The sequence below is a fragment of the Geoalkalibacter sp. genome (genome assembly GCF_030604225.1).
Classification (GTDB): domain Bacteria; phylum Desulfobacterota; class Desulfuromonadia; order Desulfuromonadales; family Geoalkalibacteraceae; genus Geoalkalibacter.
Genome location: NZ_JAUVWH010000016.1, coordinates 16290 through 34478, shown reverse-complemented (window position 1 = coordinate 34478; position 18189 = coordinate 16290). Strand labels below are relative to the sequence as shown.

Below are 18189 nucleotides of genomic sequence, written 5' to 3'. Positions count from 1 at the left end.
TGCTGATCAGCCGCGACATTACCGAGAACAAAACCCTCTCCGAGGAAAATCAGCGGCTGCGCCGCTATCTCGCCCATCCGCGCGATCTCGATTCCTTCATCGCACGCAGCCCAGCCGTCAAGGGCGCCCTGGAGATGGTCGAAGCGGTGGCCCCCCTGGATTCCACCCTGCTGCTGACCGGGGAAAGCGGCACCGGCAAGGAGTATTTCGTCGATCTGATCCATGCCCTGAGTCCCCGCCGCGGCGCGCCCCTGGTCAAGATCAACTGCGCGGCTCTGCCGGAAACTCTCCTCGAATCCGAGTTGTTCGGCCACCGGCGCGGCGCTTTTACCGGCGCGGTGGCGGATCAGCCCGGCAAATTTGTCCAGGCCGACGGCGGCACCCTGTTTCTGGATGAGATCGGCGAGTTGCCCTTGCCCAGCCAGGCCAAGCTGCTGCGGGTTCTTCAGGAGAAAACCGTCCAAGCGGTGGGCGGGCAGAAAGAGGTCCGGGTCGATGTGCGCATTGTTGCCGCCACCAACCGCAAGCTGGCCGAGGAAGTCGGCGCCGGACGTTTTCGCGAGGACCTTTACTATCGCCTCAACGTCATCAGCATCGCCATCCCGCCCCTGCGCGAGCGGCGCGAGGACATTCTGCCCCTGGCCGAATACTTCCTCGCCCAATTCGCCCGGCAGATGGAGCGGCCCCTGCCGCGACTCTCGCCGCAGGTGCGTGATCTGCTCCTGCGCCATCCCCTGCCGGGCAATGTGCGCCAGCTCAAGCACGCCATGGAGCGGGCGGTGGCCCTGGGCAAGGGGGAAATCATTCTGCCCGACGACCTTCCCGAGGACCTGAACCAAGATCGCCCGGGGCTCTGCCTCGGCCCAGCCTTTCACCCCGGGCAATCCCTGCGCGGCGCGCTGGAGCATTTTGAGCGCGATTACCTGAGGCGTGCCCTGGAGTTCCATCAGGGCCGGCGCCTGGAAACGGCGCAGGCCCTGGGCATTTCCAGGAAGAATTTATGGGAAAAATTGCATCGTTTGGGATTGGAGGATCTTTAAAGTCAAGCAAGGTTCTGCTATATTTTAAATGATTTTTAAGTCCCTGTCGGAACCGAGGAGGGGGCGATGCAGCCATTGGCGCAATCTTGGCAGCCTCAGGGGGCTGGTTTGCCGCGGCGAAGATCCAGGCGCTGGTTGCTCGTGGGTTTGGCCATCGGGTGGACGCTGCTGCTGCTGGGCGGACTTTGGTGGAACCTGGAGCGGTCGCGGGCCAATACCCTGGCCCTGGCTGCCGCCCAAGCGCGCACCTTTGCCGACCATGTGCTGGTCTATCGCCACTGGAACGCGAAGCATGGCGGCATCTACGTGGAGGTTTCCGACACCACACCACCCAATCCCTACCTGGCCCACTTACCTGAACGCGACATTCTAACTCCCTCCGGGCGCCACCTGACCCTGGTCAATCCCGCTTACATGATGCGGGAGATTTTTCCCCTCGAACAGCAGATGTTTGGCCTGAGCGGCCGGATTACCGCCCTGCGCCCCCTAAACCCCAAGAATGTTCCCGACAGCTGGGAACAGGGCGCCTTGCAGGCCCTCTCCGCCGGCGCGCCCGAGATCAGCAGCATCGCCCGGATTGACGGCAGGGAAATCCTGCGTGTCATGCGCCCGCTGCTCATGCAGGCGGAATGCCTCTTTTGCCACGCCCATCAGGGTTACCGTCTCGGCGAGATTCGCGGCGGTCTAAGCACCCAGGTGGATCTGCGCCCCTGGTGGGCGGCCGGGCGCGTGCATCGTTGGGGCATGGCAAGCGGCGCTTTAGTGCTTTGGTTTTTGGGCCTCGGCGGACTTTGGGTCGCGGACCGGCAATTACGCCGCCAGGAGCAGCGGCGGTTGCGGGCCGAGGAAAATCTGCGCTATCTAGCGCACTACGACAGCTTGACCGGGCTGGCCAATCAGTCCCAGTTTTTTGGTAAGCTCGACTTGTTTCTCAAGCAGCGCCGCGGTCCAGCGGACCTTGTGGCGGTCGTGCTGCTGGATCTGGAGGATTTTCGGCGCATCAACAACGCCCTGGGGCGTTCCCTGGGCGACAAGCTGCTGCAGATCGGCGCCCAGCGCCTGCGGGTCGCCGTTGGTGAATTTGGTTGGGCTTTTTACTTCGGCAATGGCGTTTTTTCACTGCTGCTGCCTTTCGTGAACGAAGCTTCCGAGGCCGGAAGTCTCGCGCAGCGTGCCTTGGCGGAACTTCAACGGCCCTGTCTGCTGGATCAGGGCGAGGTCCATCTGAACGCCCACGGCGGCATCGCCTTGGCGCCCCAGGATGGTTTGGTTCCCGTGGAGGTCTTGCGTCACGCGGAAATCGCCCTGCACGCCGCCAAAGGCGGGGAGGGTGAGCGGGTGCGGTTTTTCAATCAGGCCCTGGGGATCCAAGCCGTGGAACGGGTGCGCCTCGAAGCCGATCTGCGCAAGGCGCTTGAGCGTGATGAACTCTTTGTTCTCTATCAACCCCAGGTCGATGGTCTGACTGGCGAGGTCAGGGGCGCAGAGGCACTGGTGCGCTGGCGGCATCCCGCGCGGGGCGTTCTAAAGCCCGATTGCTTCATCGCCTTGGCCGAGGCCTCGGGACTCATCGTGCCGCTTGGCGAATGGGTTCTGTGGTCCGTTTGCCGTCAGATACGCCAGTGGCGCGAGGATCAGCTGGTGGTACCGCCCATCGCGGTCAATCTTGCCGCCGCGCAGTTTCGCCAGGTCAACCTGCCGCTTTTGCTGTCCCGGATTCTCAAGGAAACGGGGGTTGAGGCGTGCTCCCTGGCCCTTGAGGTTACGGAAGGCGTATTGATGTATGATCTGGAGCAGGCCAGAAGCACCCTGGTCGCCCTGAAAAAAATGGGCCTGCATCTGGCCGTCGACGATTTCGGCACCGGCTACTCCTCCCTGAGTTATCTGAAGAACTTTCCTTTGGATTGCCTAAAGATCGATCGCGCCTTTGTGCGCGATCTGCCCGGCGATGCCGGCAGCGCGGCGATCATTACCGCCGTTGTGGCCTTGGGCCGCAGCCTGGGACTGCTCACCCTCGCCGAGGGGGTGGATGCGCCCGAGCAGTATGAATTTCTGCGCCGGTCCGGGTGCACGCGCTTTCAGGGATTTCTGTTCAGCGAACCCTTGGAGGCGGCGGATTTCGTCGCGCGGCTTCGCCGGAACGCCTGAGCCTGAAGCGGGGCGGTTCTGTCACCCCAACGCTTCGGTGCGGCGCCTTTTTTTGCTGAAATTTCTTGAGTTCGCCCGGCCCTGGCCAAGGCTTTTCACAGCCGCTGTGGATAGCGTTGTGAAAAGCCCGAGATTCGCCATGGTGACCGTCCGTGCGGACGGGGTTTTAGCGTTTTGCCTAAAAAGCGGGCAGCGTCGTCGTGCATCGCGAGGGGCTTGGCGATTGTGGGTTTCAAATTGACCGTGCAAGAAAATCCATGTTATCAGGGGGACCAATGCAGGATGATTGGCGACAAATCAAGGAGCAGGTGCGCCGGGATCAGGAGGCCTTCGATCGGCACAGCGCCCGATTGCTGGAGGCTTTGACGCGGCGCGGCGTCGCCGTTTATTGTCGGCGCGGCTGTCGCAAGTGCTGCACCCTGACGGTCAACGCGACTTTTGTCGAGGCCCTGGGGATCGCCCAATGCCTGACGCCGGAGCAAGGAGCGGCCGTGGCGACCCATGCCTCGCGGCTAAGTGAAATTGCCTCGGCGGCAAAAGATTTCAAGGAGTACCTGCGCACCTGCCGCACGCATCTCGGCTTTTGCCCGCTGCTGGACGCGGACGGCGCTTGCGGAATCTATCCCGTGCGGCCCTTCGCCTGTCGCGCCCTGCTCTCCACTCGCGACAGCGACTGGTGCGCGGTGGATTTCAGCTGTCTGCATCCGGCGGAGAAACAGGCCTTCATGAGTGGGCTCGACCCCTCGGTGGTGGCGTTTCCCACGCACTATGTCGCCGCCGCCCAGGATCTCGGGCGAGAGTTCGAGGAGCGCACCGCCGCGGCCATGATCAAGCGGTTTGGGTTTTCCCTGCGCGGCAACCTCTCGTTTCTCATCTCTCTGGAGCAGCAGCTCGGCGTGAGCGAACTCGTCCCCCAGGGGCTTGAGGTGACCCGCCGGGCCCTGATTCGCGCCGGGTTTGATCTGCCCTTCGTGGTTCACATGGAGTCTCTGGGAGCATAGGATTCAAGAACGATTCGGCCGGGAGGTGGAGCATGGACGACAAGAGCGTGGAAGCACCGGAAGCACCCGAGGATTTTTCCCAGTACGCCCTCGGGATGAAGGCCTTGCGCCGGCGCCGCTGGTTTTTGTTCGGGTTGGTGCTGATCTACATTCCGGTGATGTGGCTGACCCTGGAGCTGTCCGGATCGGACCGGGTGGCCGGCATGGTGTTCGGCGTGTGGATTCTGCTGGTGGCCGTTGCCGTGATCTTTGCCGCTTTCGCCAAATGTCCCCGCTGCGGCAATTTCTTCCATATGCAGGGCTTCATGCCCCTGTACCTGCGCCGTTGCCTGCACTGCGAGCTGCATGTGACGGCGGACAAGAAAAAACGCTGAACTTGCTCCTGGAAAATCTCAGGTCGGCTCGTCGTCCTGGGGCCGCCAGGGCAGCTTTATGAACACCTGCGTGCCCTTGCCGAGACGGCTTTTCACCCACACCTGGCCGCCGTGCCCTTCGATCACGTGCTTGACGATGCTCATGCCCAGTCCCGTGCCCTCCACGGCGGTGGTGGAGTTGTCGGCGCGGTAGAAGCGATCGAAGACGCGCGTACTCTGCTCCGGCGTCATGCCGATGCCCTGATCGCTGATTTCGATGAGATAGCCGTCGCTTTCCCGCCGCCCGGCGATGCGGATGAGTCCGCCGCCGGGCGCGTATTTGATGGCGTTGCTGATGATGTTCTCCAGGGCCTGCTCGATTTTGCCGCGGTCGAGGGTCAAAAGCGCCGGCTCCGGGGGCAGCTCAAGGACAAAATGGTGCTTCTGGGTCAGGTTGTGGCCGAAAATTTCGGCATCGCGCAGCAATTCATGCATGTCCACCGGCTCTTTTTCAATGGGGATTTCCCGGCCGAGTTCGATGCGGCTCAAATCGAGCAGGTCGTTGACGATGCGCGATAGCGCCCAGGATTTTTTGTTGATGTAGGCCAGAGCCTCCTGGGCGGTTTCCGCGGGCAGTTCCTTTTCATTGAGCAGCAGCTCCGAGTAGCCGATGATGGAGGCCAAAGGTGTGCTCAGCTCGTGGGCGGCGGTGCAAATGAATTCGCTCTTCATGCGATCCATGGTGCGCTCGTCGGTCACGTCGTGGATGATGAAGATCATCCCGGCGGCGCCGCCCACACGCGTCTGGATGAGGGAGGTGCGGCCCTCCATGATGCGGCGCGCCCCGGCGCCGTTGCTCAGTTCGAAGTCGAAGCGCTGGCCGCTTTTGCCCTGGTTGAGGGCGGCGACCATGGCTTCGCGCAGGTTGGGGAAGGGAATGACCCGGTCGAACACCTCGCCGCTCACCCGTTTCAGGGACAACCCCAGCAATTCCTCGGCGGGCTTGCTCAGCAAGACGATTCGTCCGTGGGGATCGGTGACGATGAGGATTTCCTCCACCGACGTGAGCACGCTGTCGATGCGGTTGCGGATGCCGCTGGCGACGAAATAGCCCGCCGGCACCGCCAGCAGCATCATCAACAGGGCGGTCAGCCCCGTCCAATAGCCCATGCGGTTCATGGCGCCGCGCAGGCGCAGCTGGCTGTCCTTGAGGTCGCTTTCATAGTACCCGGCGCCGATGACCCAATCCCAGGGCTCGAAATAAGAAATCGCCACGACCTTGTTGCGCGGCTTGTCCTCGCCGGGATTTTTCCAGGGGTAGCTCACGAAGGTGACCGGGATCTTGGCGCCCCGCCCGGTCTCTTCCATTTCCAGAGCCTTTTTCACGATTTCCTGAATGAAATGATGCCCTGCGGCATCGACCTCCTCCCACAGATCCTCGCCGTCGCGTCGCCCGCCCTGGGAAATGATGTACCTGCCGCGCTGGTTGCCCCGGCCCCCCAGGACATAGACGTATCCCGTCTTGCCGACGATGATGTCCATGATCCCCTTGCGCAGGCTCTCCAGGCTTTCCTGCTGGACGCCCACGTAGAGAGCGCCGATCACCTCGCTGCCTTGCGGATTCCAGATGGGTTGATAGGCGGTGATGTGCCAGGCGTTGACCACGAAGGCGCGGCCCTGAAAGGTCTTGCCCTGCAACAGGGAGGCAACCACCGGATCACCGCGCCCATCGGGCATTCGGGCGGGCAGGTAGGTGCCGATGGCGCGCCGCCCATCGGTGTCGATAACATTGGTGGCCACCCGCAGCATGTCGCCTTCCTTGTTCATGCGCTGAAACAGGGTGACCGTGCCGCCGACCAGGTTATGGACCTCATCGATGATGGGGACGGCGACTTGGGGTGCATCGATCTGGCCGAGCCACTGACCGCCCACCAGCAAGCGCGGCAATTCCACCCGGCGGCTTTGCTGGGTGTACTGGTCGATGGCGTTCCAGACCACCGGCTCGGCGGAAAAGCTCACCTTGCCCTTTTGGCTGAGAACATATTCGGCGACGCGCAGATTGCTGTTGATGGTGATCTGGAGGGCTTCCTGGGCGGCGCGGCACATGAGGTAGACGTCCTGGGCGATTTTTTGCGCCTCGCTGCGTGCCTGCCGGTCGATTTCCTGGGCGAAGAATTTTTGCAGGGCCTGCTTCTGGGTGAGGGCGACCCCCGCGGCCACCAGCGCGGTCACCAAAATCGGCAGAATGGCCATGCTGGTGATGCGAATCCCGATCCTCACGCCCTGGTATCCTCGCCGTAGGTGTGATGACGACCCGCCCGAGGGCGGGGTGAGATTTTAATGATACACAAGATTGGGCGGCTGTTTGGACGGCGCTGAAAAAAACAAGAAGGGGGCGTTCTAATTAACCAAGGATTCTCGCGGCCAGGCATTGATGATGGCATTGATCAGGGTGGCCAGGGGAATGGCGAAAAAGATGCCCCAGAACCCCCAGATGCCGCCGAAGACCAAAATGGCCGCAATAATGGCGACGGGATGAAGGTTGACCGCCTCCGAAAGCAATAGGGGCGCCAGCAGGTTGCCGTCAAGGAGCTGAATGACGGCGTAGGCGATCAGGACATAGAAAAACTGCTGGTTGAGACCCCACTGAAAATAGGCGACCAGCGCGACGGGCAGGGTGACCACCGCCGCGCCCACATAGGGAATCAGCACCGAGATGCCGACGAGAAAACCCAGCAGCATGGCGTAATTGATGTCGAGCAACCAGAAGGTGACGCCGGTCACGGCCCAGACGATGAGAATTTCCAGAATCTTGCCGCGAATGTAGTTGCCGATCTGGCCGTTGACCTCTTGCCAGACGGTGATGGCCAGGGTGCGCTCCTGGGGCAGGAAACCCTGCACCCACTCAAGGATGCGGTCCTTGTCCTTGAGAAAGAAAAACACCAGGATCGGCATGAGCACCAGATAGACGAGCAGGGTGACCAGGCCCAGCACCGAACTCATGGACACGCTGAGGAGTTTCTGTGCCTGGCGCACCACTTCGGCGCGCAGGGTGGTGGCGATTTCGTGGAGCTGGTTTTCGGAGATCAGGCGCGGATAGCGCTCCGGCAGGGTCATCAGCGCCGTCTGGGCTTCGCTGATCATGACGGGCAATTGCTGGATGAGTTGGGTGACCTGCTTGATGAGAATCGGCACCAGCCAGAAAAAACCGATGAAGAGCAGGGTGAGAAACAGGGCGAACACCAGGATCACCGCGGCCAGACGCGGCAGTCCCACGCGTCCCAGAAAGCGCACCGGCGCCTCAAGCAGGTAAGCGATGACCAGGCTGGCGAAAAAAGGCACCAGCATGTGGCCGAAGAACAGCACGATGATCAGGCCGGCGGCCAGCAAGGCCATGAGAATCACGACCTGCTGGTCGGAGAGGTGACGGCGGAACCAGTTGGAGATGATATTCATGGAAAAACCCGAAACGCTGTGAAATCGCGAACTGCCGCAAAGCAGGTATCTTATCACAAACGGCCGAGAATAAAAGAGATTCTGGGGGGTTGCCGGAGCGGTGCATTAAGGCCGAGCCTTGACATGGGTCCCTTGGAAGGTCAGAATGTGCCATCCTTTTCCTGGTTTGCATTGGGTTGGCTGGTATTTCTCATCAAGGAGGTTTCCCATGCGCATCACGCCTCTCGCCGAACTTGAGCGTCGCTTTCAGGCCCTTCAGCAGCAGATGGACGCTGCCGGGCTCGATGCCGTTCTGATTCTGCAAAACGCAGATCTCTTCTATTTCACCGGCTCCATTCAGCAGGGCGTGCTCTATGTGCCGGCCTCCGGCGAGCCCCTCTACCTGGTGCGCAAGGACTACACCCGGGCGCGCATGGAGTGCGGCCTCAAGGAACTGGTGCCGTTTCGCAGCCCCAAGGACATTCCCGGCATCCTCGCCGATTTCAACCGGCAGTTGCCGAAAAAGATCGGTTATGAGCTCGACGTCCTGCCCGCGGCAACCTTCGAGCGTTTGCACAAGGTGTTCGGCGCGGCCGAGGCGAAGGATGCCAGCCACCTCATCCGTACCGTGCGCGCCGTTAAGTCCGATTACGAAATCGAGATCATGAAGGATGCCGCGCTGATGGTCGACCGGGTCTGCCAACGGGCGAAAGAGGTCATCCGTGTTGGCATGACCGACCTCGAACTGGCCGCCGAACTGGAATTCACGGCCCGCAAACTCGGCCACCAGGGCATCACGCGCATGCGCGGTTTCAACTCCGAGCTGTTTTACGGGCACATCTTCTCCGGGGCCGACAGTGCCGCGCCGGCCTTTCTCGATGCGCCCCTCGGCGGCATCGGCGTCAATCCCAGCATCGGCCAGGGGGCGAGCTACAAGCGCATCGAAGCCAATCAGCCCATCATCGTTGATTTCGCCGGTGCCTTTGACGGTTATCTGGTCGATCAGACCCGGGTTTTTTGTGTCGGCGGATTGCCCGAGCCGCTCGCCAAGGCTTACGAGGACATGATCGCCATCGAGCGGCGCTTAAAAGAGCTGGCGCGGCCCGGCGCGGTCTGGGGCGAACTCTACGAGGCCTGCTGCGCCCTCGCTGCGGAGTTGGGTCACAAGGAGCACTTCATGGGGGCGCCCGGCGCTCAGGTGTCCTTCATCGGGCACGGCATCGGCGTGGAAATCGACGAGTATCCTTTCATCGCCCGTGGCTTCAAGGACCAGGTGCTGGAAGAAAACATGACCTTCGCCTTCGAGCCCAAGGTGGTTTATCCGGGCCTTGGCGCGGTGGGGGTGGAAAACACCTTCTGGGTGGCCGCCGACGGCCTCAAGCACCTGACCTTTACCAGCGAGGAGTTGGTGGTTCTCTAGGTACTACAAGACAGGGGCATCCCCCAATCCCCGAGCCGTCCTTGGCGGGCGGGGTTGGGGGATGGGCCCAATAGGCTCGGCACGCGCCTAGAAGCGATAGCAAAAATAATCCGAGGCGCTGTAATCGAACAGGGAGACGGTGTTGTCCAGCACATGGCCGCTGAAATGGCAGCCGCTCTGATGGTCGAAGCCGTCAAACAGCCGCCCGTGGACGCTGAAGCACAGGTGTTGGCCGGTTTCGGTCAGAATGCAGAAGTTGGCTCCCTGGGGGTCGCGTTTCACCTTGCAGTTTCTTTCCGGACCGTGCTTGAAAACGTGTTGAAAGAGCAGGTTCTCCTCTCCCTTGAGGCTTTTTTCCCGCGAACGGTCATAGAGAACCCTGATGCTTTGATTGCCGATGACCGAACCCGCCAGATACGCCAATCTCGCCCGTTTGTCCGCGTTCATCCTTCTCCTCCTTCGCACTGCGTGTTTTCGTCCTCGGCCCCCGTGGCCGCGGATCGACACGAAATTCTCTTTATGGAAAATAATGTCATATGTGGATTTAAAATAATGTATACAGAATATTTCTGAAAAAGCAAGAAAGGGGAAAAAATTCCTGAAATGATAAATCGTGAAAAGAAAAAAGGGCGCCGGCGGCGCCCTTTTTCATGGTGTGGGGAAAATTTAGAAGTCGATGCTCAGCATGGCGGCGAGTCGTGCTTCACGAGGGATGTCATCGCCATCGAACTCTTCCTTCTCGGTGGCCACGGCGCCGGCCAGATCCAAGCGCAGGGCCCAGAGGTTCAGGCCCAGGCCCGCGGTGTAGACCCAGTCGATGTCGCTGTTCGCCAGGTTCTTGTAGGCGCCGGCGCGCAAAGCCAGAACGCGGAAGGCATCCCATTCCAGGCCGAAGGACGCATAACGGGTCTTGTAGGAAGAGAAGGTCGTGCCGTTTTCCGTGAGATCGAGATCCGCCGCCAGGGTCAGGGTGGTGAAGGGGATGAAGGCCACTCCCGCGCGCACCTGGGGATCGAGGCGCGTATCGCTGACGGTGGTGGTGACCGTTTGGCCGTTGGAGAGGGTCGTGGTTTTGGTGAATCCGTCGAATTTGGGGGCGTTGAGATTGCGGCCCACCAGGCCGAAATTGACGTATTTGTAGCGGCCGAGCAGACCCAAATCGATGCCGAAATTGGCCGATTGGTTGTAATCGTCGTCCATTTGGCGGATGACCTCGTCAGTGTTGTCATCGAAGACAAAGATTTGTGTGCCGTAAACCCGGCCCAGCATGAATTTCAGGCTGGCGCCCAAAGACCAGTTCTCGTTGAGTGCGTGGCCGTAGCTGAGGGGAATTTCCATGAGTCCGAAGCCATCAAGGGCGACGGTGGTGCGATTGTTTTTCAAGGCAGTTGCTGCATCGCCACCGGGCTCATTCGCGGCAGCTACCAGCAGGTCGACGCTCTGCTGGGCCTGATCGGGGCGTATGCCCTGCTGGCGTGCCAGAAAATCCACGCGCTGGATGGCGGTTTGATCAAAATTAGCCGCTGCCAGCTGCGCCTGCTGTTCAGCAGTGAAGAGCAGTGTTGCACCATCATTGCCGGTGATTTCGGGAAGAGCGCTGATGTCGGCGCCCAGATTGCCGTTGATGCCAAAATTCTCGCTGTCGATTTCAACCACGCGCCCAGTGCCTTGCACATAGGTGCGCACACCCATGCCAAAACGGCCGATGCGCGCTCCCAATCCGGCGTTTAGATCCGCAGTGATGGCGTTGCCGGGATCATCGAGACCGGACAAGCCACCAACAATCTCCACCAGATCCTGCAGGTCGCTTTGGCTTTGGACGCCTGTGCTGAGGCGGTCAATATCCATATTGGCGAGGGGATCGAGATACTTGCCGAACTCGTTGTGCAGGCGATAGCCCAGACCGGCGTCAAGATCGATGCCCCAGAACTTGCGGCCGCAATCATTGTTGTCGCAATCAAAGCGCTGACCCTGCTCGTCGCGCAGGTTGAAAAAGCCGAAGGCCGCCGGGTTGTAGTACTGAGCGGTGGTGTCGGTGACCGCCGCGACGCCCGCGCCGCCCATGCCGAGGGCGCGTGGCCCGACGGGTACGAAATCCTGGGCCGCGACCGGCGCCGAGGCCAAACCGCAAGCCAGGGCGGTGGCGGCTACGATTGTTTTTTTGAAAAGCGCCATGAAAAAACTCCCTCCACATTGAGATTTTGTGATTAGGGGGTTTTTATCATGTTGTTTGTTGTAGCACAAGAAAATTTTAATAAATTTAATTTTTCTCGCTGCTGCCATCAAGGCCTTGCATGAGTTGGCCGCGCAGGTCGTGCAACCCTTGGGTGATGGAGATCTTGTAGACATGGGGATTGGTCAGGCGCAGGCAGCCGGCGGGCAACCGTCGCAACTGCGCGGCACAGCGGTCGGCGGCCTGGTCGAGGCTCTCCGGCGGGACGACCATTTCGCCCCCTTCCATGACCAGCTGATGGAGCGGTTCAAAACGCACACCGGAGGGCAGGAGTTTGTTGCGGGCGGGATTTGTCGGGTCATAAACCACCTCGCCGACCTGGGGCGAATCGCCTTCGTGGCCGATCAGATCGAGGTGAAAGGTGCCGTCGGGTTCCACCACGCGCCAGATTTTTTTGCGGTCGGGAAGAGTGGCCTTGGCGATGTCCGAGGTCGTTTTCATCTTGGGTTTGCCATCGAGCCGCACCAGCTTGTAGACGCCGCCCAACGCGCCGCCCCCTTCGCCCTGGCAGGTGGCCAGGCGTGTGCCGACCCCGTAGATGTCGATGCGGCCGCCTTCGTTACGGATGGATTGAATCACCTCCTCGTCAAGTTCGTTGGAGGCGACGATCTTCACCCCGGGAAAACCGGCCTCATCGAACAGGCGCCGCGCCTCGCGGCTGAGATAGGCGAGATCGCCCGAATCCAGGCGGATGCCGAGCATCTCGTGACCCTTGGCGCGCAGTTCCCGCGCGACGGTGATGGCATGAGGAATGCCGCTCTTGAGGGTGTCGAAGGTGTCGACCAGCAGCACGCAGCTGTCGGGAAAGCACTCGGCGTAGGCGCGAAAGGCGCTCAGTTCATCGGGAAAGGCCATCACCCAGCTGTGGGCGTGGGTGCCCTTGACCGGCAGGCCGAAGGTTTGCCCGCCCAGCACGTTGCTGGTGCTGCGCACTCCGCCGATGCAAGCGGCGCGAGCCACGCTCAGTCCGCCATCGGGGCCTTGGGCGCGCCGCAGGCCGAATTCGATGACCGTGCCTTCGGGTTGCGCGGCGACCGTCAGACGCGCCGCCTTGGTCGCCACCAGGGTTTGAAAATTGATCAGGTTGAGCAGGGCCGTTTCGACGAACTGCGCCTCGGCCAGGGTTCCCTCCACGGTGAGCAGGGGCTCGTGGGGAAACACCAGGCTTCCCTCGGGCGGCGCGCTGACCCTCCCGCGAAAACGAAAATCCCTTAGAAAATCGATGAATTTGGTCTTGAAAATGCCGAGTCCGGCGAGATAGCGCAGATCCGCGTCGGTGAAGCGCAGGTCGCGCAGATACTCCAGGGCGGGCGCCAGGCCGGCGAACACCGCGTAGCTGCCGCGAAAGGGCAGGGTGCGAAAAAACAAATCGAAAGTCGCCGGCAGCTCATGCATGCCCTCGTCGAGATAGCCGGCAAGCATGGTCAGTTCGTAGAGATCGGTCATCAGGGCCGGGTAGCGCATGGCGCCTCCTAGGCGCTAGAGGGTGGCGAGGGTGCGGGCGATGCCTTCCAGGCCGGTCAGGCCTCCGCAACTCAGGCTGAGATGGGGCGCCGCAATTTGCCCCTCGCGGGGATTGATGCGGATGACCTTGGCGCCGTAGCGATAGCCGAGTTCCTCGCTGAGATAGCGGATGGTGGGAATCGCCGTGCCCGCGCCCATCTCCACCACGGCCAGGCGCTCATCGCGGTGATCGCAGAGAAAGGCGTCGAAGTTGTGCTCCTGTCGGCGCGTGCGGTCGCTGAGCCAGGAAAAATCGCTGAACATGAGGATATTGGGGCGCGCCGTGCCGCCGCAGTGGATGCAGCGGGGAATCGTTTGGGCGCGCATGGTGTTAAGATCGACGTCGATCTGTTCCTGATTGGGCCAGATGGCACTGCCGCAGGGTTCGAGGCACTGCAGGTGGTGAATGGAGCCATGCACCTCGAGGATTTTCGCCTCGTCGAAGCCGGCCTTCTGAAACTGCCCATCGACGTTGGAGGTCACCACGAAATGGTCCAGTTGGAAGCGGGCGATCCATTCCAGCAGCAGGGCAAATCCGGCGTGGGGCAGGGTTTTTCGGTAAAGGTTGGTGCGATGGCCGTAGAAACCCCAGCCGAAGGCCGGATCGCTGCGGAAGTGATAGGGATTGGCGGCATCGACGAAGCTCAGGCCGAGCCGCTCGTACATGGGATAGGCCTTCCAGAAGCCGTGGTCGCCGCGAAAGTCGGGCAAGCCGGAATCCACGCCCATGCCGGCACCGGCGGTGATGACCAGGGCCTCGGCCTCGGCGATCGCCTTGGCCGCTTCACGGAATCTGTCCTCAAGATTCATGGCTTTCCCCCTTTCATCGGCGGTGGAATTCCCGGGACGCAGACGAAGGGCTAATTCCCCCTCCAGGCGGCTTTCGGCTTTGATCCGCGTTGATCCTGAAAATCCGCGTCCCCAAGTCTTTATGAAATCGCCACACTGACGGCTACCGGTTTAAGCACGCGCAGCAGGTCGTTCGGAGTGATCTCGACGAGAAAGCCGCGCTTGCCGCCGTTGATGTAGATGCGCGGCAACTCGGCGATGCTTGCTTCCATATAGACCGGCATGGCTTTGCGTACGGCAAAGGGCGAGGTGCCGCCCACCAGATAGCCCGTATGGCGGTGGGCCGCATCGGGGGCGCAGGCGCTGACGCCGCGTGCGCCGATCTGCCGGGCCAACTCCCGGGTCGACACCTGGCGATCGCCGTGCATGAGGACGATCAGAGGGTTTTTCCCATCATCTTCCATGATCAGGGTCTTGATCACCGCATGCTCATCCACGCCCAGTTCCCGCGCCGAGACGGCGGTGCCGCCCTTTTCCTCGTAGGTGTAGAGACGGGGGATGAAGTCGACGTTTTCCTGGCGCAGCAGGCGCACGGCAGGGGTGACGGGGGTTTTGTCCTTGGCCATAAGAAATCCTGCAAATCAGGGAAGACGGATTCTCCCGTCCTCGCGCATCCAGGCGTTTTGTCCTAAAACCACGACCAGACAAGGCCGAGCAGACTCAGCACCACCAGGGCCGTGCAGAAGATCGCAAGGCCCTTGAGCAGGGGAGCGATGCGGCGCTGGGCGGGAAAGCGCACGGGCATGAGCAGGCCGAGGATCGCTCCGCCGACGGCCCCGCCCAGGTGGCCGGCGTTGTCCGCGCCCACCAGCAGGCCGAAAATAAACGCGAACACCGCCCACTGAGCCATGAAGTTGCGCATTTGGATGGCGATGGAGGTGCCGATGCGGTGGTAGTAAGCCACGGAAAAACCGATCAGCCCGAACAGCGCTCCCGAAGCGCCGACCACCGGCGTCATGGGGTGCCAGAACAGACCGGCGAGAGTGCCGGTGATGGCGGTAAAGACGTAGAGGACGATGAAGGGCGCCTTGCCGATTTCAAATTCCAGGCGCGGCCCCACCATGTAGAGCACCACCATGTTGAAGGCCAGGTGAATCAGGCCGCCGTGGGTGAAGGCGTAAGTGATGCAGCGCCACCACTGGTTCTGATTGAGGACCAGGGGCCAGAACTGAGCGCCCCAGTGAACGAGCAACTGAGTCGGCGGACTCATGATGGCTTTCATCTGCAAGCCCATGACCGTGCCGTGCAGCACCATGAGGGTGAAGAGAATCAGGTTGATGAAAATCAGGGTGCGGGCCACGGACAGATCCTCGGATCGTCCACTGCCGGAGAGATAGCGTTTGAACGTGCGTTGCCAGGTCACCAGTAAGAACTCCTTTTTCATGCGAGGATGCCCAAAGACTACCCCAGGGCCTGGAAATCGGCAAGGCGAAGCTGGTGCTGTCCGCCATTTTGGCCCTGGGCGCGGTGGCGCGGGGCGAGTAAACTGGTTTCTGATGTAGCGGGAGTTTTTCCCTGGATGAAAGGAGCAGAGAATGCGCGTCGCCTGTGTGCAAATGTGTTCCGGGGCCGAGGTTGCGGTCAATCTTGATGCGGCCGCGACACTTCTGGCGGAGGCAGCAGGCCAGGGGGCGCGGCTGGCGCTGCTGCCGGAAAATTTCTCCTTCATGAGCCCCGATTCCAGTCTTAAGCGCGGGATCGCGGAAGAGGTCGGACCTGCCGTGGTGCTGCCCTTTCTCGCCGAGATGGCCCGTCGCCACGCCCTCTATGTGGTCGGAGGCTCGCTGCTGTTGGCCGGCAAGGAGGGCAAGCTGCGCAACGCCTGCCCGGTGTTCGCTCCGGACGGGAGTTGCCTGGCGGTTTATGACAAGATCCATCTCTTCGATGTCGATCTGCCCAACGAGAGCCACCGTGAGTCCGAGCTGATCGAACCCGGCGTCGAGCCGCGGGCGGTGGATATCGAGGGGTGGCTCCTGGGGCTGAGCATCTGCTACGACCTGCGTTTTCCCGAGCTTTATCGTCGGTATGCCCGGGACGGCTGTCAACTGCTCAGCGTGCCCTCCGCCTTTACCGTTCCCACCGGGCAAGCTCACTGGGAGATCTTGCTGCGCGCCCGCGCCATCGAAAACCAGGCCTATGTGCTGGCCCCCGCCCAGGGTGGAATCCATCCGGGCGGGCGGCGCACCTGGGGGCATACCCTGATCATCGACCCCTGGGGCACGGTTCTCGCCGAATTGCGCGAGGCGCCGGCGGGACAGGGCGGCGTGGTGTTGGCGGATCTGGATGCGCAGCGCCTGTGGGAGGTGCGTGGCCGCCTGCCGGCGCTCGGACATCGGCGCCTGGACTAGAAAAAACCGCGGCCTGCCCTTGGGATTAGGGAATTTTTCCCTATAATTAAACCCATGGCGCAAGAAAATCCCTTTGCCGTGGGCGGCAAACAAAGTAGAATTGTTTGAGGTTTTTAATTTTGTGGGGCATTTATGAACCGTCTTCGGTACCCTTTACTTCTTTCCGCAATCTTGACCTTGATGCTGGCCCTTGTGTCCCGCTCCGCGCCGGGTGAGCCCATATCGCAGGGCGCGGGGGCGCCAATTCAGGACCTTTTGATCGGCGCCCCCAAGGTCGGGCTCGTCGTGGGCGAGGAGAGGATCCTTCCGCATGACGAGGTGCCCACCTTTTATGCCCAGCGCGATCACGCGCCCGCCTGGTTCGACGCAGGGGCCCTCTCTCCGCAGGCGGAACCGCTGTTGTCCGAGCTGCGGGCCGCCGACCAGCATGGGTTGAATACCCAGGATTATCATCTGGCGGCCATCGCCGTCTTGCTGGCCAAGGTTCAAGGCGCGGCGCCTCAGGACCTCCTCGCGGATTCCTTGTCGGCGGCGCAACTCGATGTGTTGCTCACCCATGCCTTTTTGCTGCATGCCGCGCGACTGACATCCGGTCAGGTCGACCCCAATCGCCTGTTCCCCGGTGAATGGCAGGTGCAGCTGCGCAAGGCCGATGGGGTTGCGGTGCTTGGCGCCGCCCTGGCAAGCGGGCAGGTCGGCGAAGCGCTGCGCGGCCTGAGCCCTCCTCAATCGGGGTATGCCAAGCTGCGCGAGGTTTTGGGCGATTATCGGCGGATCGCCGAGCAGGGGGGCTGGCCCGAGGTGCCGGACGGCCCTACGCTGCGGCGCGGCGAGAGCGATCCGCGGGTGCCGCTGCTGCGCGAACGTTTGTGGATCAGCGGCGATCTCAAGGCGCTGCCCGAGGAGCAGGGTGACCTCTACGACGCCGAAACCGCGGCCGCCGTTTGGCGTTTTCAGCGGCGCCACGGCTTGAGCGCCGATCGCGTCGTCGGCCCCAAGACCCTCGCCGAGCTCAATCGCCCGGTGGAGGAGCGCATCCGCCAGATCGAACTCAACCTGGAGCGTTACCGCTGGCTGCCCAAGGACCTGGGGCGGCGGCATATCCGCGTGAATATCGCCGATTTTACCCTGCAGGTGATCGAAGCAGAGCAGGTGGTGATGCGCATGCCCGTGGTGGTCGGCACCCATGTGCGTAAAACGCCGGTGTTTTCCGGGCGCATGACCTATCTCGAATTCGCCCCCTATTGGGGTGTGCCGCCGACCATTCTCGCCAAGGACAAGCTGCCGCGCCTGCGCAAGGATCCCGGCTATTTCGATGCCAACCATTATGAAATCCTGCCCTGGCAAGGACCGCCCGGCGCGCGGATTCACCCCGATGACATCGACTGGCGGCGGGTGACGGCGCGCAGTTTCCCCGGCCTGCTGCGGCAGCGGCCCGGCCCCTGGAATCCCCTGGGCCAGGTGAAATTCATGTTCCCCAACGAATTTGATATCTACCTGCACGACACGCCCGACCGCCATCTGTTCCGCCAGGCGCAGCGCACCTTCAGCTCGGGCTGCATCCGCATTCAGCGCCCAGCCGACCTGGCCCAGTACCTGCTCGAGGACGACCCCCAGTGGGATTGCGAGCGTCTGCACCTGGCTCTCAATGCCTCCGAACCCCAGCGGGTCATGCTCCGGCGGCCGATGCCCGTGCATCTGCTCTACTTCACCGCCTGGGTCGATGCCGAAGGGATCGTGCAGTTTCGCCGCGACCTCTATGAGCGCGACGCCGTCCTCGATCTGGCCCTGCGCAAGCATCAGGATGCCTCGCGCCTCGCGCGGCTTTCCCCTGAAGGTCCGACTCTCGGCAACTAAAA

At 61.8% G+C, this 18189-nt stretch carries 15 protein-coding genes; 7 read left to right on the top strand and 8 right to left on the bottom strand.

Translation table 11 applies throughout. The features are described from left to right. The 4 genes from QAT43_RS03580 to QAT43_RS03565 form a co-directional block, all read left to right on the top strand. On the top strand, window positions 1–1040 hold a 1040-nt coding region (locus QAT43_RS03580; RefSeq protein ID WP_305041668.1), incomplete at its 5' end, for a sigma-54 interaction domain-containing protein. 141 nt (window positions 1041–1181) lie between these two features. Then, the gene (locus tag QAT43_RS03575) at window positions 1182–3188 is read left to right on the top strand and encodes an EAL domain-containing protein (RefSeq protein ID WP_305041667.1); all 2007 of its coding nucleotides are present in this window, start codon (window positions 1182–1184) and stop codon (window positions 3186–3188) included. Between the two features lie 275 nt (window positions 3189–3463). Further along, a complete protein-coding gene (locus QAT43_RS03570; protein WP_305041666.1) occupies window positions 3464–4189 on the top strand; it encodes a YkgJ family cysteine cluster protein in 726 nt (241 codons plus the stop codon). 32 nt (window positions 4190–4221) lie between these two features. Next, window positions 4222–4563, top strand: a complete 342-nt coding sequence (locus QAT43_RS03565) for a hypothetical protein (RefSeq protein WP_305041665.1) — start codon at window positions 4222–4224, stop codon at window positions 4561–4563. Window positions 4564–4581: 18 nt separating this feature from the next. Here QAT43_RS03565 and QAT43_RS03560 read toward each other — a convergent pair whose 3' ends face one another. Then, on the bottom strand, window positions 4582–6822 hold the full coding sequence (locus QAT43_RS03560) for a Cache 3/Cache 2 fusion domain-containing protein (protein ID WP_305041664.1): 2241 nt from the start codon (window positions 6820–6822) through the stop codon (window positions 4582–4584). Window positions 6823–6942: 120 nt separating this feature from the next. After that, a complete protein-coding gene (locus QAT43_RS03555) occupies window positions 6943–7998 on the bottom strand; it encodes an AI-2E family transporter (protein ID WP_305041663.1) in 1056 nt (351 codons plus the stop codon). Window positions 7999–8206: 208 nt separating this feature from the next. Here QAT43_RS03555 and QAT43_RS03550 point away from each other — a divergent pair, with 208 nt between their 5' ends. Then, the gene (locus tag QAT43_RS03550) at window positions 8207–9397 is read left to right on the top strand and encodes a M24 family metallopeptidase (protein WP_305041662.1); all 1191 of its coding nucleotides are present in this window, start codon (window positions 8207–8209) and stop codon (window positions 9395–9397) included. Window positions 9398–9484: 87 nt separating this feature from the next. Here the strand turns inward: QAT43_RS03550 and QAT43_RS03545 are convergent, their stop codons facing one another. The 6 genes from QAT43_RS03545 to QAT43_RS03520 form a co-directional block, all read right to left on the bottom strand. Further along, window positions 9485–9844, bottom strand: a complete 360-nt coding sequence (locus QAT43_RS03545) for a hypothetical protein (RefSeq protein ID WP_305041661.1) — start codon at window positions 9842–9844, stop codon at window positions 9485–9487. A 219-nt stretch (window positions 9845–10063) separates the two neighbouring features. Then, window positions 10064–11572: a conjugal transfer protein TraF gene (traF, locus tag QAT43_RS03540; protein WP_305041660.1), complete on the bottom strand. Its 1509-nt coding sequence runs from the start codon at window positions 11570–11572 to the stop codon at window positions 10064–10066. An 85-nt stretch (window positions 11573–11657) separates the two neighbouring features. Further along, window positions 11658–13094, bottom strand: a complete 1437-nt coding sequence (locus QAT43_RS03535; RefSeq protein WP_305041659.1) for a nicotinate phosphoribosyltransferase — start codon at window positions 13092–13094, stop codon at window positions 11658–11660. Window positions 13095–13109: 15 nt separating this feature from the next. Then, window positions 13110–13943 carry an SIR2 family NAD-dependent protein deacylase gene (locus tag QAT43_RS03530; RefSeq protein WP_305041658.1) on the bottom strand — a complete coding sequence of 278 codons (834 nt, stop codon included), beginning with the start codon at window positions 13941–13943 and terminating at the stop codon, window positions 13110–13112. A gap of 119 nt (window positions 13944–14062) precedes the next feature. After that, window positions 14063–14548 carry a Cys-tRNA(Pro) deacylase gene (gene ybaK, locus QAT43_RS03525; protein ID WP_305041657.1) on the bottom strand — a complete coding sequence of 162 codons (486 nt, stop codon included), beginning with the start codon at window positions 14546–14548 and terminating at the stop codon, window positions 14063–14065. A 62-nt stretch (window positions 14549–14610) separates the two neighbouring features. Beyond that, window positions 14611–15345, bottom strand: a complete 735-nt coding sequence (locus QAT43_RS03520; protein WP_305041656.1) for a rhomboid family intramembrane serine protease — start codon at window positions 15343–15345, stop codon at window positions 14611–14613. 172 nt (window positions 15346–15517) lie between these two features. Here QAT43_RS03520 and QAT43_RS03515 point away from each other — a divergent pair, with 172 nt between their 5' ends. Beyond that, on the top strand, window positions 15518–16330 hold the full coding sequence (locus tag QAT43_RS03515) for a carbon-nitrogen hydrolase family protein (RefSeq protein WP_305041655.1): 813 nt from the start codon (window positions 15518–15520) through the stop codon (window positions 16328–16330). 255 nt (window positions 16331–16585) lie between these two features. Continuing rightward, entirely contained in the window at window positions 16586–18187 is a 1602-nt protein-coding gene (locus QAT43_RS03510) for a L,D-transpeptidase family protein (protein ID WP_305041654.1), read from the top strand. The last annotated feature ends 2 nt before the right edge of the window (window positions 18188–18189 follow it).

What these genes read in the sequence shown, in the direction of transcription:
- QAT43_RS03570 (WP_305041666.1), top strand. Translation starts at nt 3,464, where the DNA reads ATGCAGGATGATTGGCGACAAATCAAGGAGCAGGTGCGCCGGGATCAG.
- QAT43_RS03565 (WP_305041665.1), top strand. Translation starts at nt 4,222, where the DNA reads ATGGACGACAAGAGCGTGGAAGCACCGGAAGCACCCGAGGATTTTTCC.
- QAT43_RS03555 (WP_305041663.1), bottom strand. Translation starts at nt 7,998, where the DNA reads ATGAATATCATCTCCAACTGGTTCCGCCGTCACCTCTCCGACCAGCAG.
- QAT43_RS03550 (WP_305041662.1), top strand. Translation starts at nt 8,207, where the DNA reads ATGCGCATCACGCCTCTCGCCGAACTTGAGCGTCGCTTTCAGGCCCTT.
- QAT43_RS03545 (WP_305041661.1), bottom strand. Translation starts at nt 9,844, where the DNA reads ATGAACGCGGACAAACGGGCGAGATTGGCGTATCTGGCGGGTTCGGTC.
- traF (WP_305041660.1), bottom strand. Translation starts at nt 11,572, where the DNA reads ATGGCGCTTTTCAAAAAAACAATCGTAGCCGCCACCGCCCTGGCTTGC.
- QAT43_RS03535 (WP_305041659.1), bottom strand. Translation starts at nt 13,094, where the DNA reads ATGCGCTACCCGGCCCTGATGACCGATCTCTACGAACTGACCATGCTT.
- QAT43_RS03530 (WP_305041658.1), bottom strand. Translation starts at nt 13,943, where the DNA reads ATGAATCTTGAGGACAGATTCCGTGAAGCGGCCAAGGCGATCGCCGAG.
- ybaK (WP_305041657.1), bottom strand. Translation starts at nt 14,548, where the DNA reads ATGGCCAAGGACAAAACCCCCGTCACCCCTGCCGTGCGCCTGCTGCGC.
- QAT43_RS03515 (WP_305041655.1), top strand. Translation starts at nt 15,518, where the DNA reads ATGCGCGTCGCCTGTGTGCAAATGTGTTCCGGGGCCGAGGTTGCGGTC.